Origin of the sequence: Streptomyces sp. NPDC057543, assembly GCF_042801895.1 — a bacterium.
In the GTDB taxonomy this organism is placed as follows: domain Bacteria; phylum Actinomycetota; class Actinomycetes; order Streptomycetales; family Streptomycetaceae; genus Streptomyces.
In genome coordinates, this window is record NZ_JBHVFF010000581.1 from 1 (window position 1) to 1,456 (window position 1,456).

Consider the following 1,456-nt stretch of genomic DNA (forward strand, 5'->3'; position numbering starts at 1 on the left):
CATCCGGGCGTTGACCACGTCGGGATGGTCGATCTGCGGTCCGTGGCCCGTCGCGGCGATGATCTCGGCGCGGGCCCCGGGGATCAGGCGCGGCACCCGCTCCAACTGCCGTTGCGGGTGTACCAGAAGGCTGCGCTTGCCCATGATGACGTAGAGCGGGGTCCGGATGGAGTGCAGCGCGTCCTCGGCCAGCGGCAGCGGTGCGGGGCGGCGGATCCTGAAGGCCCGGGCGCCCACCTGGACCCACTTCCGCAACTCGGGAACGGCGATGACCGGCTGCTCCAGCCAGGAGGCGAGGCGGGGGCGCAGCGCCTTGGGGGCGAAGCTGGCGAAGAGGCTCACGAAGACCCAGGCGAAGAAGCGCAGGCCCACCTTCTCCAGGCCGCCGGGGTCGAGGGCGGTGACCGAGGCGAGCCGTCCGGGTCGGCGGTGCGCCTGGTTGAGCACCAGCCAGCCGCCATATGAGGAGCCGACGAGGTGGACCCGGTCCAGGCCGAGCGCGTCGAGGGCCTCGTCCATCCACTGGGCGGCACGCTCGGGCTGCCACATGGGCTCGCGGTGGACGCTGCGCCCGGCGTCGCCCGGGGTATCGAGCGCGTAGACGGGCCGTTCGCCGCTGAGCGCGGGGGTGTTGGGATACCACATCGCCGAGCAGTAGCCCGCGCCGTGGATCAGGACGACCGGCGTGCGGGATTCGGCGGCGGGGTCGGTGGGACCGTACCGGTAGACGTGCGTGGTGCCGAAGCTCGTCTCGACGTCCGTCTCGGAACGAACGGGTGCGCCCATCGCGTAGAGGACGTCGCTGGCGGCGAAGTAGCGGTCGCGCAGGGTGTCGTTGACGTAGCGGCCGACGTCGCGGCGCACACGGGTCGTGTTCTCGGGCACGGGGCACCTCCGGGAAGATCCGTTCTTCGTAATACGACCGTACCATGATGGTGGTACGGCAGTACCATAAAGGCGTCCGGAGAGAGCGGACGGCGAACCCCACCACCGACGGGCGGAGACACCGGCACATGCCAAAGCGCGTGGATCACGAGGAGCGGCGCACCCAGATCGCCGATGCGTTCATCCGGGTCGCGGGGCGGCGAGGACTGCACGCCGTCGGCATGCGTGACGTGGCCGCGGAGGCCGGAGTGTCACTCCGGCTCGTGCAGTACTACTTTGAGACCAAGGAGAAGCTGCTCTTCTACGGGGTCCAGCACCTGACCGATCGCTTCACCGCACGGGTGGGCACCCGCCTGGCTGCCGCCGGCCCGGACCCGGGCCCCCGCGCGACCATCGAGGCGATCCTCCTGGCGTCCCTCCCCACCGACGAGGAGAGCCGCACCTTCCACCTCCTCTACAGCTCCTACTCGATCCTGTCCGTGACCGATGAGGCGCTGGCTGCTCAGCCCTTCCTCGACAACCCCGACGCCGCGGAGAACGCCCTGACAGGCTTGCTCGAACAGGCCCAGGC

General features: G+C 70.3%; 2 protein-coding genes. One reads left to right on the plus strand and one right to left on the minus strand.

Features of this window, described 5'->3' with window-relative positions; all coding sequences use genetic code 11:
• A partial coding sequence (locus ACFU8Q_RS41435; protein ID WP_384465377.1) for an alpha/beta fold hydrolase occupies positions 1-885 on the minus strand: 885 nt, incomplete at its 3' end.
• A 128-nt stretch (positions 886-1,013) separates the two neighbouring features.
• Here ACFU8Q_RS41435 and ACFU8Q_RS41440 point away from each other — a divergent pair.
• Positions 1,014-1,456: TetR/AcrR family transcriptional regulator (locus ACFU8Q_RS41440; RefSeq protein WP_384465379.1), on the plus strand; the 443-nt coding region annotated here is incomplete at its 3' end.